We start from the raw sequence: 14,104 nt of genomic DNA, 5'->3' as shown, positions 1-14,104 counted from the left end.
CCCTGGCACGCTGTCGCGGCCTCCCCGAGTCTATGTGCATGCCCCTCGCGTATCCTGATGCCGCACATGAGCAACGAAGAATCCCCCGCCGAGACCGAGGCCATCGCCGGGATGAGCGGGCCGGATGGCCCGCTGCTGCGCCTCTTCCGCGACCGTCGCGTCGCCTTCCTGTTCGTCGGGGCCGTCAACACCGCGATCGGCTTCGCGTGGTTCGTGCTCTTCTCCCGTCTGTTCGAGGCCGGATGGCCGGGCGCCGCCTGGACGGTCTTCGCGGTCATCCTGTGCGCGCAGATCATGAGCACGCTCAGCGCGTTCGTCTTCTACCGGAAGCTCGTCTTCCGGGTGCGCGGCCACGTGTGGCTCGACTTCGCCCGGTTCCAGCTCGTGTACCTCGGGACGTTCATCCTCAACTTCGTCGTCGTGCCGCCGCTCAAGCTCTGGCTCGGCTGGCATGAGATCGTCGCGCAGCTCCTGTTCACGGTCGTGATCGCGTTCGCCAGCTGGTTCGGGCACAGCCGCTTCTCGTTCCACCGCAAGAAGGAGGACGCGTGACCGCTCCGCGCATCAGCGTGGTCATCCCCGCGTACAACAACGGCCGCACGCTCGGCGAGACGATGCGATCCGTGCTCGACCAGCAGGTCGACGGGCTCGAGCTCGTCGTCGCCGACCACGCGTCGTCGGACGACACGTGGGACGTCATGCAGGGCTTCGCCGCCGACCCGCGCGTGACCCTGCTGCGCACGGAGGCCGGCGGCGGCGCCGCGCGCAACTGGAACCGCGTGACGGACGCCGCGACCGGCGCCTACCTCAAGCTCGTGTGCGGCGACGACGTCCTGCGGCCCGGCGTGCTCGCACGCCAGGCGCGGCTGCTCGAGCGGTCGGGCGCCGTCCTCACCGCCTGCAAGCGCGACATCATCGATGCCGAGGGCAAGGTCCTCATGGCCGGATGGGGCCTCACGGGGCTCGGCCGGCCCATGTCGGGCGGCGAGGCGCTCCGCCGCACCGTGCGCGCAGGCCGCAACCTCCTCGGCGAGCCCGCCTCCGTCATGATGCGACGGGAGGCGTTCGCGGCGGCTGGCGGATGGCACGGCCGCTTCTCCTATCTGATCGACCTCGCGAGCTACGCCCGCGTGCTCGTCGGCGGCGGGTTCACGCCCGACACCGAGGTGGGCGCGACGTTCCGGATGAGCGACACGCAGTGGTCGGTCGCGCTCGTCGACGAGCAGACCGCGGAGGCGCGCGCCTTCCACGCGTGGCTGCGCGCCGAGCACCCCGAGATCGTGACCGAGGCGGATCGGCGCATGGGCGACATCCGCGCCGGTCTCATGGCCCAGGCCCGGCGCATCTCGTACCGTGTCCTCAAGAGGAGGATGGGATGACCGTGCGCCGGCGCATCGCCTACGTGCTGCCGATCTACAACGAGGAGGGGAACATCCCCCTCCTGTACGAGCGTCTCGTCTCGGCCACGGCGCCGCTCGGCGACCGCTACGACGTCGAGTTCGTCTTCGTCGACGACGGCAGCCGCGACCGGTCGCTCGAGCTGCTGCGCGGACTGCGCGCGCAGGATCCTCGCGTGTCCGTGTACGCGCTCGCGCGCAACTACGGCCACCAGATCGCCGTGACGGCGGGCCTCGACGTCGCCGACGCCGACGCCGTGATCGTCATGGACAGCGACCTGCAGGACCCTCCCGAGGTCAGCCTCGAGCTCATCGAGCGGTGGGAGCACGGCGTCGACGTCGCCTACGCGCAGCGGCGCACGCGCGACGACGGCCTCTTCAAGCGCACGACGGCGCACGGCTTCTACTGGCTGCTGAGCAAGCTCTCGAGCGTGGACATCCCCCGCGACACGGGCGACTTCCGCCTCATGGACCGCCGGGTCGTCGAGGAGCTGCGCAAGCACCCCGAGCGCAACCGGTTCATCCGGGGGCTCGTCGCGTCGATCGGGTTCCGCCAGGAGGCCGTCCTCTTCGACCGCGACGCGCGGCACGCGGGCGAGACCGGCTATCCCCTCCGGAAGATGCTCAAGCTCGCGGGCGACGGCATCTTCGGCTTCTCGACCGCGCCCCTCAAGCTCATCAGCCGCGTGGGCGGCGCGATGGCCGTCCTCGCGCTCCTGTGGACGATCTACCTCGTCATCGCGCGTCTCGTGAACCCGGAGTCGGTCATCGAGGGCTGGACCTACCTCGCGGCCGGGATGTTCCTCCTCGGCGGCGTGCAGATGCTCATGCTGGGGGTGCTCGGCAGCTACCTCGGCCGCATCTACGTCGAGGTGCAGGGCCGCCCGCTCTACGCCTTCGCGGTCGCCGAGGCCGGGCCCCCGCCGGCGCGCTGACGGAGGCGCGCCACCCCGCGCCCGATGAGCCAGCCGAGGCCGATCGCCATCGCGAGGCCGTAGGCGCCCATGAGCAGCGGCCACGCGGGCGGGCGGAACGACACGGTCACCGTCTCGCCGGGCGCCACGTGCGTCGCGTCGACCGTGAGAAGCCAGCCCCGCAGCGGCTCGGCCTCCGCCGCGCCCGCGACGGCGTAGCCCGGGTACGGCAGACGGCTCAGCACCACGCGCCCGTCCTCGCCGGCCTCGTCGACCTCGAAGGACACCGACGTGTCGTCCTGCGCGGTCACCGTGACGCGCGTGTCGGGAGCCGTCCACACGACGCCGCCCGCGCTCGGCAGCGCCTCATCGCGCTCGAAGAGCCAGGTGTACTCGCCGTCGGCCGCGAGCGTCCATCCCTCGGGCGCCTCCGGCTGCTCGGGGTACGTGTCCTTCATCGCGACGATCGTGCTCACGCTCATGAGGTCGGCCACGCGCAGGCCCGTCTCCTCGTCGACCGACCACAGCGTCTCGAGGGCGTCCTCGCAGGTCTGCCCGCGCAGGTCGATGCAGAGGTCGTCGCCGAACGTCTCGAACGGCAGGACGGTGTAGAGGCTGCTCACCTCCGTCGGGCTGAAGTACCAGAGGTTGGCGAGCAGCCGCTCCGACCAGCTGTCGCGGTCCTGCCATCCGTCCTCCGCGTCGCCGACGACGATCGCGTCGCCGTGCGCGTCCGGGAGGACGGCCTGCAGGGCCGTCGCGCTGTCGGGCGCGCTGCGGCTCGGCAGCGGCGACTCGGGCAGGAAGCGCATCTGCCCCGCGGCGAAGACGGCCGTCACGATCATCGCCCCGACCACCGCGACGGTCGTGCGCCGTCGCACGCGGGGCGAGCGCGCGACCCATCGCAGCGCGACGAGCGCCGCGAGGGAGACGAGCGCGGCGGCTCCGATGGCCTTCCACGCGTACGGCCCGTTTCCCCAGGTCAGGACCGAGGTCACGGCGATGGCGAGTGCCGAGAGCCAGAAGGCGCGGCGCGTCGCCCCCGCGGGGAAGCGGCGCGAGATCCCCACCGCGAAGAGCACGATGAGCACGATCGCGAGATACGGGATAAGGCGCAGCGGCCAGCGGATCGGCCCCATGTGGCTCGGCCCCAGCACGAGCGCGAGCACGAGGCCGCCGAGCACGAAGAGCGGGATGGCGCGCCGCACGGCCGAGCGCGCGAGCGGCAGCGCGAGCGGGAAGAGCAGGAGGACCCATGCGATGTAGACGAGCGGACCGGGCGTGATGTCGCCGAACCAGGAGCGGATGGTCGCGCTCACCCAGGGATTCCCCGCCGACGCGAGGTCCGTGAGATCGGCGTTGAGGAACCCGAGGTTCTCGAACGGCGCGTTCCCGCGCTCCGTCACGGGCGCGGTGAGGACAGCGGGCAGGTACACGACGATCGTGAGCAGCGCGCCCCACGACGAGGCGAGCAGGGTCCGCAGCACCCGGGGGCCGTCGCGGCGCACCGCATGGCGCACGAGCGACTCGACGAGCACGACGACGAGCATCATGACGCCGAACACGTAGCCGACCGTGATGAGCAGGTAGCTCGCGACGAGGTACGGCAGCGGCGAGCGGCGGTGCTCGATCGTGCGCCGCAGCGCCCACCACACCCACGGGAACAGCGCGACGTTGATGAGGTCGGTCGACCAGGACGCGGCGTCCATGTAGACGACGAAGCCGGACGACGGCACGAGCACGCCCGCGAGCGCCGCCCACGGACGGTGCGCGCCGAACTGGCGCGCGAGCAGGTACACGCCCAGAGCGAGCACGACGAGGAACGCGAGCTTCACGCCGGTCGCGTGCGCGACCGGACTCTCGCTGAGCCGCGCCGTGACGGCGATGAGCCACGTCATGGGGTTGAGGAGGCCCCACTGGCCCTCGGCCCAGTAGTTGCCGGCCTGCCAGGCCGAGGGATCGAGCATCGGCAGGCGCCCCTGCAGGAGCTGGTCGCCGAGCTGCCACCACTGCCCCGCCGAGCCGCGCTCGGTGTCGTCGGAGAAGTAGAACCGCGGGGTCACGAGGAGCCGTGCGGCCGCGAGAGCGAGGGTCGCCAGGACGGTGAGAAGGGGCCAGCCCACCCGCTGCGCGCGCCGCCGTGCCCGATTCGTGCCGTCCGCCGTCATCTGTCCTCCGCTGCTCGCCCCGCCGCCGCGCGGCGGGCCAGACTCGATGGTAGTGCGAGCGGCCGGGCGGACCCCGCGATCAGCGCGCCGGGGGGCCCTCGAGCTCCTCGAGCGTGCGGCCGCGGGTCTCACGGGTGAGGAGCGTCGCGAGCGCCGACACGGCGCAGATGGCGAACGTCACGGCGCCGATCGTGAGCGGCACGTTCTGCGTCCCAGGAGGGGCGATCGCCGTGAACAGCGACGGGAAGAACGCCGCCAGCATGAGCCCGATGTTCTGCGACACGGCGAAGCCGGTCACGCGGATGCGCGCGGGGAACTGCTCCTGGAAGAAGGTCGCGAAGGTCGCGTTCCACATCTGGAAGAAGATGCTCTGCACGATGACGACGAACACGAACACGAGCACGAGGCTGCGCTGCTCCACGGCCCACAGGTACGCGACCGTGAGGAGGCCTCCGCCGAGCCCGCCCGCGACCATGAAGCCACGGCGTCCGAACCGGTCGGACAGGCCGCCGAAGATCGGGATGGTGAGGGCCGCGGTGAGATTGGCCACGAGCGTGACCCAGAGGAAGTCGCTCGTCGAGAACCCGATCCCGTACCCCTCCTGCGTCGCATACGACACGCCGAAGACGAGCGTGGCCATCCCGATCACGTTCGTGAACGTCATGAGGATGCAGCGGATCATGACCCACGGGTACGAGCGCAGGAGCTCCACGACGGGGAACCGGCGACGGACCTCGACGGCGCTCTCTGCGGAGAAGACGGGCGTCTCGTGCACGCCGCGGCGGATGAGGTATCCCGCGATGATGACGACGGCGCTGAGGAGGAACGGGATGCGCCATCCCCACGCGGCGAAGTCCTCCTCGCTGAGCACGGCCGCGAGCGGGAGCATCACACCGGTGGCGAGGATGGAGCCGATCTGGGTGCCCTGCAGCGTGAAGCTCGTGAAGAAGCCCCGTCGCGCGTCGGGCGAGTGCTCGACGACCATCGCCCCGGCGCCGCCCAGCTCTCCCGCGACGGCGAACCCCTGCACGAGGCGCAGGATGACGAGGAGGATCGGCGCGAGGACGCCCACCTGCGCGTACGTCGGGAGGAGGCCGACGAGCAGGGTCGAGAAGCCCATGAGCAGCATCGCGAGGATGAGGACGTTCTTGCGCCCGCGCCGGTCGCCCCAGGCGCCCAGCAGCACGGCGCCGACGGGGCGCGCGACGTAGCCGACCGCGTAGGTCGCGAGGGACGAGATGATGCCCACCGTCGGGTCGCCGGTCGGGAAGAACACGACCGGGAAGACGAGCGCCGCGGCCTGCGAGTAGAGCGCGAAGTCGTAGTACTCGAGGGCGCTGCCCACCCATGCGCTGAGGGCCGCCTTCTTCGGCTCCCGAACGATCCCGCTGTCGGCTTCGGCCTGCTTCGCTGCGCTCATGCCGTCACTCTCCTGTCCGCACTGACTCGCCGACCCGAACGTGGGTAAGCGTTTTCCATCGTAATGGAACGTTTCAATCGCGACAACTCGGGCGTCGGTGCGCGGTGCGGGCGACGGCGTCCGCCAGGGGTCACGGGGTCTCCTGTGTCACGATGGGCTGTGTGAAGGGCATCATTCTGGCGGGTGGGTCGGGGACGCGTCTGCATCCGGTGACGTTGGGCACGTCGAAGCAGCTGGTGCCGGTGTATGACAAGCCGATGGTGTACTACCCGCTGTCGACGCTGATGCTGGCGGGGATCCGGGAGATCCTGGTGATCACGACGCCGCATGATGCGGCCGCGTTCGAGCGTCTGCTGGGGGATGGGTCGCAGTTCGGGGTGTCGATCTCGTTCGCGGTGCAGCCGTCGCCGGATGGGCTGGCGCAGGCGTTCACGATCGGGGCGGATTTCATCGGCGATGACAAGGTCGCGCTCGTGCTGGGCGACAACCTGCTGTACGGGCCGGGGCTGGGCACGCAGCTGAAGCGGTTCGCGGATGTGGACGGGGCGGCGGTGTTCGCGTACTGGGTCGCGGAGCCGTCGGCGTACGGGGTGGTCGAGTTCGACGGGACGGGGCGGGCGGTGTCGCTGGAGGAGAAGCCGACGCACCCGAAGTCGAACTACGCCATCCCCGGCCTGTACTTCTACGACAACGACGTCGTCGACATCGCCCGGGGGCTTCGGCCCTCCCCGCGGGGGGAGCTGGAGATCACGGACGTGAACGCCGCGTACCTGCGGCAGGGGAAGCTGCGGGTGGAGGTGCTGCCGCGCGGGACGGCGTGGCTGGACACCGGCACGTTCGATCAGATGGCCGACGCGGGAGACTACGTGCGCACGATCGAGCGGCGCACGGGGTTGAAGATCGGGTCTCCGGAGGAGATCGGGTGGCGGCAGGGGTTCCTGTCCGACGACGACCTGCGTCAGCGGGCGCAGAAGCTGGTGAAGTCGGGGTACGGAGCGTACCTCCTCGAGGTCCTGGAACGGGGTAAGTGAGCATCGTGGGCACTCTTGTGGTCACCGGCGGGGCCGGTTTCATCGGATCGAACTTCGTCCACCACGTCATCGCGCACACCGACCACCGGGTGATCGTGCTGGACAAGCTCACCTACGCCGGCAACCCCGCCTCCCTGGCCGGGCTGCCCGAGGACCGCGTCGAGCTCGTCGTGGGCGACATCGCCGACGCGGACCTCGTCGACTCCCTGTTCGCCCGCGCCGACGCGGTCGTGCACTACGCCGCGGAGTCCCACAACGACAACTCCCTCAACGACCCCCGCCCGTTCCTGGACACCAACATCGTCGGCACCTACACGCTGCTGGAAGCCGCCCGCCGCCACGGCACCCGCTTCCACCACATCTCCACCGACGAGGTCTACGGCGACCTCGAGCTCGACGACCCGGCCCGGTTCACCGAGACCACCCCCTACAACCCCTCCTCCCCGTACTCGTCGACGAAGGCCGGCTCCGACCTGCTCGTGCGCGCGTGGGTGCGCTCGTTCGGGATCGCCGCGACCATCTCGAACTGCTCCAACAACTACGGCCCCTACCAGCACGTGGAGAAGTTCATCCCCCGCCAGATCACGAACATCATCCGCGGCATCCGCCCCAAGCTCTACGGCGCCGGGCAGAACGTGCGCGACTGGATCCACGCCGACGACCACTCCTCCGCCGTGCTCACCATCCTCGAGCACGGCCAGATCGGGCAGACCTACCTCATCGGCGCCGACGGGGAGAAGAACAACAAGGACGTCGTCGAGCTCATCCTCACCCTCATGGGCCAACCCCGAGACGCCTACGACCACGTCGCCGACCGCCCCGGCCACGACCTGCGCTACGCGATCGACTCCACCAAGCTCCGCACCGAACTCGGCTGGACCCCCCGCTACCAGGACTTCGAAGCAGGACTCGCCGCGACCATCGACTGGTACCGCGAGAACGAGACCTGGTGGGCGCCCGCCAAAGACCACGTCGAAGCCTTCTACGCCTCGAAAGGACAGTGACCGGCAGTGACGACGTTCGGCAAGACCCTCGCCGTCACCGACACCCCGATCCCGGGGCTCGTCGTGCTCGACCTGCCCGTCCACGGCGACGCCCGCGGCTGGTTCAAGGAGAACTGGCAGCGGGAGAAGATGACCGCGCTCGGGCTGCCCGACTTCGGGCCCGTGCAGAACAACATCTCCTTCAACGACAAGCCCGGCACCACCCGCGGCATCCACGCCGAACCGTGGGACAAGTACGTCTCCGTCGCGACCGGGCGCATCTTCGGCGCCTGGGTCGACCTGCGCGAGGGCCCCACCTTCGGGGCCGTGTTCACCGCCGAGCTCGACCCGTCGAAGGCGATCTTCGTGCCCCGCGGTGTCGGCAACAGCTACCAGACCCTCGAGCCCGACACCGCCTACGTCTACCTCGTCAACGACCACTGGTCCCCCGACGCGGCCTACTCCTTCCTCAATCTCGCCGACGAGACGGTCGCGATCGACTGGCCCATCCCGCTCTCCGACGTCGAGATCAGCGACAAGGACCGCACCCACCCGCGCCTGGCCGACGTCACCCCGATCCCGCCGCGCAAGACCCTCGTGCTCGGCGCGAACGGCCAGCTCGGCCGCGCCCTGCGCGCCCTCCTCGGCGACCGCCCCGACATCGAGTACGCCACCCGCGCCGACCTCGACCTCGCCTCCCCCGACCTCGACACCGCACGACCCTGGCGCGACTACGACGTCATCGTCAACGCCGCCGCCCACACCGCCGTCGACCACGCCGAGACCCCCGAGGGCCGCACCCAGGCCTGGGCCGCGAACGCCACCGGCGTCGCCGCGCTCGCCCGCATCGCGACCGAGCACCGCTGCACCCTCGTCCACATCTCCAGCGACTACGTCTTCGACGGCACATCCGACGCCCCCTACCCCGAAGACGCCCCCCTCTCGCCCCTCGGCGTCTACGGGCAGACCAAGGCCGCCGGCGACGCGATCGTGCAGACCGTCCCCCGCCACTACCTCATCCGCACCAGCTGGGTCATCGGCGACGGCCGCAACTTCGTCACCACCATGGCCTCCCTCGCCGAACGCGGCATCGACCCCTCCGTCGTCGCCGACCAGACCGGACGCCTCACCTTCACCGACGACCTCGCCGCCGGCATCCACCACCTCCTCACCACCCGCGCCCCCTACGGCACCTACAACCTCACCGGCAGCGGACAACCCGCCACCTGGGCCCAGATCGCCCAGAGCGTCTTCACCCTCACCGGCCACGACCCCGCCCGCATCACCCCCGTCACCACCGACGCCTACTACGCCACCGCGACCGGCCCCATCGCCCCCCGCCCCCGCAACAGCGTCCTCGACCTCGCCAAGATCACCGCCACCGGCTACACCCCCGCCGACCACACCGACCGCCTCACCGCCTACCTCACCCCGCAGTGACCACGCGCACCCCCGCGCGCGCCGACATCCAGGCCCTCCGCGCCCTCGCGGTGCTCGGCGTCGTCCTGTTCCACATCTGGCCGCGAGCCCTGCCGGGCGGCTACGCGGGCGTCGACGTCTTCTTCGTCATCTCCGGCTTCCTCATCACGGGCCAGCTCGTCCGCGCACGCGAGCGCGGGACGCTGAGACTGGGAGCGTTCTGGGCCGCCCGCGCCCGTCGCCTGCTGCCCGCGAGCCTGCTCGTGCTGCTCGCGAGCGTCGTGCTCGTGCTCGTGTGGACGCCCGCGCCCCAGCAGGCCCACGACCTGCGCTCGATCGTCGCGAGCGCGCTGTATGCCGTGAACTGGCAGCTCGCGGCCGACGGGGTCGACTACCTCGCGCACGACGCGGCTCCGCCGATCGCCCAGCACTACTGGTCGCTCGCCGTCGAGGAGCAGTTCTACCTCCTGTGGCCCCTGCTCGTCCTCGCCGCCACCGCGCGCCGCCTGCGGGGGCGACGGCTGCTCGTCGCCGGCGTCGTGGCGGTCGCGGTCGTCGGCTTCGCGGTGAGCGTGTGGCTCACGGGCGCGAGCTATCCGTACGGCTACTTCTCGACCGCGAGTCGCCTGTGGGAGTTCGCGCTCGGCGCGATCGTCGCGCTCCTGCCCCCGCTCGCCCTGAGGGCATCCGTCCGCCTGGCCATCTGGGTCGCCGCGGTCGCCGCCCTGGTGATGGCGATGCTCGTGTTCGACGCCGCGACGGCTTTCCCCGGCCCCTGGGCGCTCGTGCCGACCGCGGCGACCGCGCTCCTCATCGCGATCGGGCCGACCGCGCCCGCGCACGCGCTCGAGCGGCTCGTCGCATGGCGCCCCGTGCAGTGGGTGGGCGATCAGTCGTACGGCGTGTATCTCTGGCATTGGCCCCTCGTGGTGATCGCGCCGCACGTGCTCGGCCGTGCGCCCGACCTCCCTGAGAACCTGCTGCTGCTCGCGACGACCTTCGTGCTCGCCGCGGCGTCGAAGCGGCTCGTGGAGGATCCGATCCGCTTCGGCGCGCGCCCCCGCGCGGCCCGGCCCTCCCGGATCCTCGCCCTCACCGCAGTCGGGATGGCGGTGGTCGTGGCCGTCGCCGCCCTGCCGATGTGGCACGGAGCGACCGCGGCAGCCGAGCAGCGCGCGCAGGCCGAGGCGAGCCTGCGAGATCCCGCCCAGTGCCGCGGTGCGGCAGCCCTCCTCGAGCCGGGCTGCGCCGGCCGCGCGGACGACCCGCATCCGATCGCCGATGTCGTGCCCGCCCTGGCCGGCCTCCGCGACGACACGGCCGGCGCCTTCGACTGCTACGACTTCGATCCCGGCGCAGGCGGGGAGCCGGTGTCGTGCGCGTTCGGCTCCGAGGCGCCCGGCGCGGTCCGGGTGGCGCTGCACGGGGACTCGCATGCCGCGATGCTCATCCCCGCCCTGCGGGAGGTCGCCGACGAGCGCGGATGGCGCGTCGAGACGTTCGTGGGGCAGGGCTGCGTCTGGCAGGAGCCCGCGAGCGCCGCGTGCGCCGAGCGGAACGCACGGCTCGAGAGCCGTCTCGCCGACGGGGCGTACGACGTGCTGCTCGTCACCGCGGTCAACTCCGCCGAGCGCGACGCGGCGGCGCAGGCCGCGGTCGCCGATCGCTACGCCGAGGCGTGGCGGTCGGCGCAGGAGGCGGGGACGCGCGTGGTCGTGCTCGCCGACAACCCGCGTGTGCCCGCAGCCGCCCAGGACTGCGTGGCCACCGCGGATGTGCTGACCGAGGCGACCTGCGCGATCCCGCGCGCCGACGCGGCGCTCGAGAGCGATCCGCTCCGCGCGACCGCGGCGTCTCTCGACGCGCCGCTCGTGGATCTGTCCGACGCGTACTGCACGGCCGACGCGTGCCCCATGATGCTGGGAGGCGTGCTCGTGTACCGCGACCTCCACCACATCACGGGGTCGTTCAGCACGACACTCGGCGGCTATCTCGCCGAGCGTGTGAGCGCGGCGATCGGCGTCGAGCCGTCGCCCACCCCGAGGAGGAGTCGATGAAGAACGCCGGAACCGTGCTCGTGTTCCCCACGTGGCCGGAGAACCCCTACCTCAACCTCCTCGAGCTGGCGGCGCGTGCGGCCGGCTACCGCTTCCGGGGCGCGACGACGCATGCCGAGCTGCTGCACGCCCTGCCGGCCCTGCCCCGGGGCGGCGTCGTGCACGTGCACTGGACGACCCCGCTCGTGCAGGAGGCCGCCGACGAGGCCGACGCCCGCGACCGTCTGCGCCGCCTCCTCGCGGCGCTCCGCGACGCCCGCCGCCGTGGTGTGCGGATCATCTGGACGCTGCACAACCGACTGCCCCACGAGCTGCGCTTCCGGGACGCCGAGATCGCCCTCTACCGGGGCCTCGCCGACCTCGCCGACGTCGTGCACGTGATGGCGCCCGACACGGCAGCGGTCGTCGCCGACGTCGTCGCGCTCGATCCGGCCCGGATCCGCGTCATCCCTCATCCCAGCTACGAGGGGATCTACGACGCGGGCGTCGACCGCACCGCTGCGCGGGCGTCGTTCGACCTCGCGGAGCGCGATCGCGCGGTGCTCTTCCTCGGGCAGATCCGTCCCTACAAGGGCGTCGACGCGCTCGTCGAGGCCGCGACCGCCGCGGGCGACGACATCGTCCTCCTCCTCGCCGGCGTCGTCAAGGAGCAGTCGGAGGAGGAGGTCGCCGCGCTCCTTCCCGACGGGCTCCGCGCGCACACGCAGTTCTCCTTCGTGCCCGACGGGGATCTCGCGCGCTGGTTCCGCGCGGCCGACGTCGCGGTGTTCCCGTACCGCGCGATCCTCAACTCGGGCAGCGTGCACCTCGCCGCCACCTTCCGGGTGCCGGTCGTGCTGCCGGATGAGCCGCACCTGCGCGAGCAGTTCGGGGACGAGCGCTGGGTGGCGTTCTTCGACACCGCGCGGCCGGCGGCATCCATCGCCGAGCTGCTCCGCGACCGCGAGCTGTTCGCGGCGGTCGGCGAGCGCGACTTCGCGCGCTTCACGGCCGGGATCTCGCCGTGGCGCACGGCGAGCGCCTACCGCCGGCTGCTCGACGAGCTCAGCGCAGCGCCCTCGCCCGCTCTCGCGCCACGATAAGCGCTCGCCGGACCGCCCGCGGCGCCCAGTGCCGCCGGCGCCGCACGACAGTCACGCCGTCGACGCGCGCGTAGAGGAACGGATCCCGCGGGTCGTACGCGGGCAGCTCCCCCTCCCCCGCGACGGCCACCGCGATGTCCTCCCGGGCGACGAGAAGCGCCGGGGTGAGGGGTCGGTGCAGCGGCAGCGCGCCCGCCGGGAACACCGCGCGCCATCGCCACCCGCCGCGGACGTCCGCGCGCCACGTCGTCTCGGCGGCGGGGACAGGCGGGCGGCCCGCGAACTCCCCGTCGTGGAGCACGGGGACGCACGCGTCCTGTCCGCGGGCGCTGCGTCCCTCCACGACGAGCGATCCCCCGATGCGCGCGACGTGCGTGACCCGTCCGTCGAGCTCACGACGTGCCGCGAGCGCCCGCCCGAGGTCGCGCTCGGCGACCCGCGCCTCGGGGACGAGCATGAGCGCGCGCTCGCCGAGCACGCGGCGCACGGCCTCGACGAGCCGGTGCCAGGCATCGACATCCTCGTCATCCGACCGCAGCGACGAGGTGAGCGGCGTGATGAGCGCCTCGCGCTCCTCGGGAGACAGCGCCGCCACGGCGTCCAGGGCGTCCAGCGCCGCGTGCCAGTCCGCGACGGGCTGCGGGCCGAGCCCCGTCATCCATCGCGCGAGCGGACGGATGGCGGCGCGCGCGCCCGCCGCGGCCATCCGCAGCACGAGCGCGCGGAGCGGGTCGCCGGCGAACGGCGGCGTCGCCTCGAGAAGCTCCCGCAGCGCGTCGCGCACACGCTCATCGTCCGCTCCGTCGGCGGCGTCGCGCGCCGCCCAGCGCGCGACGTGCACGAACCCGTCCCGCTCGCGCACGAGATCTGCGTACACCGTCGAGAGCCGCTCGTCGCCCGCGTCGGCGACGAGGCGCGCGCAGGCGAGCTCCTGGTCCAGATAGCTGAGCAGCGACGCCCCCGAGTCGGCGCGCGCCGACATCGAGCTGCCGCCCGGCCGCTCGCGGTAGAGATAGACGACGTCTGGGACGACGTCGACCCGGCGCGCGCGCAGGTAGGCGCTGACCATCGGCACGATGTCGTTGGACCGCGGGACGTCGGGGAAGCGGATGCCCGTGCTGCGCAGCCAGTCGAGCGCGAAGGCCTTGTTCCAGCAGGGGCGGCTGAAGAGCAGCGTGGGCTCGTCGCGCAGGGTCGTGCCGCGCGCGGGACGGTCGAACGCCGGCATCACGTCGGTCGGCCGCCACGTGTCGGCGGGACGGAACTTGAGGTAGTCGCCGAACGCGATATCCGAGCCGCTGCGGGCGAGGCTGTCGACGAGGGCGACATAGGCGCCGTCGGGCACGAGGTCGTCGCCGTCGCAGAAGACGAGGAACCGCCCGCGGGCCGCATCCATCCCCGTGTTGCGCGCCGTGCCGCCGCCCCGACCGGCCGAGGGGATGAGCCGCACCCGACTGTCGCGCTCCGCGACCTCCGCGACGAGGTCGGCCGTGCCATCCGTCGAGGCGTCGTCGACGACGAGGACCTCCATGCCCGCGACGCGCTGGGCGAGGACCGTCTCGAGCGTCTCGCGGATCCACGGGGCGACATCGTGCGTGGGGATCACGACGGACAGGACCGGGCGCTCAGTCAC

General features: G+C 72.0%; 11 protein-coding genes. 8 read left to right on the top strand and 3 right to left on the bottom strand.

From position 1 onward, the window contains the following. Positions 1 to 66 precede the first annotated feature (66 nt). From GC092_RS04850 to GC092_RS04840, 3 genes are read left to right on the top strand one after another with little or no spacing between them, the layout of a single operon-like run. The gene (locus GC092_RS04850) at positions 67 to 552 is read left to right on the top strand and encodes a GtrA family protein (RefSeq protein WP_271172847.1); all 486 of its coding nucleotides are present in this window, start codon (positions 67 to 69) and stop codon (positions 550 to 552) included. Then, a complete protein-coding gene (locus GC092_RS04845) occupies positions 549 to 1,379 on the top strand; it encodes a glycosyltransferase family 2 protein (protein WP_271172848.1) in 831 nt (276 codons plus the stop codon). Before GC092_RS04850 ends, GC092_RS04845 begins: the two co-directional genes overlap by 4 nt. Then, positions 1,376 to 2,332, top strand: a complete 957-nt coding sequence (locus GC092_RS04840; RefSeq protein WP_271172849.1) for a glycosyltransferase family 2 protein — start codon at positions 1,376 to 1,378, stop codon at positions 2,330 to 2,332. Before GC092_RS04845 ends, GC092_RS04840 begins: the two co-directional genes overlap by 4 nt. On the opposite strand, the gene GC092_RS04835 is transcribed toward GC092_RS04840, so the two are convergent. Both GC092_RS04835 and GC092_RS04830 read right to left on the bottom strand, forming a co-directional pair. Next, positions 2,287 to 4,479 (bottom strand): hypothetical protein, encoded by a 2,193-nt coding sequence (locus GC092_RS04835; RefSeq protein ID WP_324014259.1) that lies wholly within the window; start codon positions 4,477 to 4,479, stop codon positions 2,287 to 2,289. The genes GC092_RS04840 and GC092_RS04835 overlap by 46 nt on opposite strands. 79 nt (positions 4,480 to 4,558) lie before the next feature. Next, positions 4,559 to 5,899, bottom strand: a complete 1,341-nt coding sequence (locus tag GC092_RS04830; protein WP_324014258.1) for an MFS transporter — start codon at positions 5,897 to 5,899, stop codon at positions 4,559 to 4,561. 161 nt (positions 5,900 to 6,060) lie between these two features. Between GC092_RS04830 and rfbA the strand changes: the two genes are divergently transcribed. From rfbA to GC092_RS04805, 5 genes are read left to right on the top strand one after another with little or no spacing between them, the layout of a single operon-like run. Then, positions 6,061 to 6,930: a glucose-1-phosphate thymidylyltransferase RfbA gene (gene rfbA, locus GC092_RS04825; RefSeq protein WP_324014257.1), complete on the top strand. Its 870-nt coding sequence runs from the start codon at positions 6,061 to 6,063 to the stop codon at positions 6,928 to 6,930. A gap of 5 nt (positions 6,931 to 6,935) precedes the next feature. Beyond that, complete coding sequence (gene rfbB, locus GC092_RS04820) at positions 6,936 to 7,934, top strand: dTDP-glucose 4,6-dehydratase (protein ID WP_324014256.1); 999 nt, start codon at positions 6,936 to 6,938, stop codon at positions 7,932 to 7,934. 6 nt (positions 7,935 to 7,940) lie between these two features. Further along, on the top strand, positions 7,941 to 9,353 hold the full coding sequence (locus tag GC092_RS04815) for a sugar nucleotide-binding protein (protein WP_324014255.1): 1,413 nt from the start codon (positions 7,941 to 7,943) through the stop codon (positions 9,351 to 9,353). Next, positions 9,350 to 11,389, top strand: coding sequence for an acyltransferase family protein (locus GC092_RS04810; RefSeq protein WP_324014254.1), 2,040 nt, complete (start codon positions 9,350 to 9,352; stop codon positions 11,387 to 11,389). Before GC092_RS04815 ends, GC092_RS04810 begins: the two co-directional genes overlap by 4 nt. Beyond that, complete coding sequence (locus GC092_RS04805) at positions 11,386 to 12,471, top strand: glycosyltransferase (protein WP_324014253.1); 1,086 nt, start codon at positions 11,386 to 11,388, stop codon at positions 12,469 to 12,471. The genes GC092_RS04810 and GC092_RS04805 overlap by 4 nt, the downstream gene beginning before the upstream one ends. On the opposite strand, the gene GC092_RS04800 is transcribed toward GC092_RS04805, so the two are convergent. Continuing rightward, complete coding sequence (locus GC092_RS04800; protein ID WP_324014252.1) at positions 12,434 to 14,104, bottom strand: glycosyltransferase; 1,671 nt, start codon at positions 14,102 to 14,104, stop codon at positions 12,434 to 12,436. The two genes, GC092_RS04805 and GC092_RS04800, sit on opposite strands and share 38 nt — an antisense overlap.

Origin of the sequence: Microbacterium sp. JZ37 (assembly GCF_035188445.1) — a bacterium.
Lineage (GTDB): Bacteria > Actinomycetota > Actinomycetes > Actinomycetales > Microbacteriaceae > Microbacterium > Microbacterium barkeri.
The sequence above is the reverse complement of the archived record's forward strand: the minus strand, read 5'-3'. Positions and strand labels throughout refer to the sequence as shown.

What these genes read in the sequence shown, in the direction of transcription:
- GC092_RS04850 (WP_271172847.1), top strand. Translation starts at nt 67, where the DNA reads ATGAGCAACGAAGAATCCCCCGCCGAGACCGAGGCCATCGCCGGGATG.
- GC092_RS04840 (WP_271172849.1), top strand. Translation starts at nt 1,376, where the DNA reads ATGACCGTGCGCCGGCGCATCGCCTACGTGCTGCCGATCTACAACGAG.
- GC092_RS04835 (WP_324014259.1), bottom strand. Translation starts at nt 4,479, where the DNA reads ATGACGGCGGACGGCACGAATCGGGCACGGCGGCGCGCGCAGCGGGTG.
- GC092_RS04830 (WP_324014258.1), bottom strand. Translation starts at nt 5,899, where the DNA reads ATGAGCGCAGCGAAGCAGGCCGAAGCCGACAGCGGGATCGTTCGGGAG.
- GC092_RS04805 (WP_324014253.1), top strand. Translation starts at nt 11,386, where the DNA reads ATGAAGAACGCCGGAACCGTGCTCGTGTTCCCCACGTGGCCGGAGAAC.